Below are 553 nucleotides of genomic sequence, written 5' to 3' on the forward strand. Positions count from 1 at the left end.
CATTGCTTTTCAAACCAACATACTGGCGCTGAATGCGGCGGTGGAAGCGGCGCGGGCCGGAGAACAAGGGCGCGGGTTTGCCGTGGTCGCCAGCGAAGTGCGTAATTTGGCACAGCGCAGTTCACAAGCGGCCAGAGAAATTGAAGCCTTGATCGCAGAATCCGTCACGCGGGTGGATGAAGGTTCTGTGTTGGTTGAAAAAGCGGGTACCGCTATGCATGACATAGTGATGTCAATTGGCGCTGTTGATAACATCATGAACGATATTTCAGTGGCATCGGACGAGCAGAGTCGCGGCATTGCGCAAATTGGTGATGCGGTGACGGATATGGATCGTACCATTCAGGAGAATGCAACGATGGTCAGTGATTCCACCTCGGCGGCATTAGCATTGGAAGCGCAGGTCGCGCGGCTTGCCTCACTGATTGCGGTATTCCGTTTGCCAGGAAACGCGGTTTGCGAGCCAGAGGCTGCACAACGGCCAACCGGTTTTGCTGCTTTACCCGTTAAGGTGGCGCAGGGCGATTGGGTGTAGCACACACATTAGCGGGCT

Annotated in this window: 1 protein-coding gene; it reads left to right on the top strand. The window is 55.3% G+C overall.

Features of this window, described 5'->3' with window-relative positions; genetic code table 11:
• On the top strand, positions 1 to 535 hold a 535-nt coding region (locus tag J5224_RS34585; protein ID WP_264629340.1), incomplete at its 5' end, for a methyl-accepting chemotaxis protein.
• Between the last annotated feature and the right edge of the window lie 18 nt (positions 536 to 553).

This window comes from Candidatus Symbiopectobacterium sp. NZEC135 (assembly GCF_025962695.1).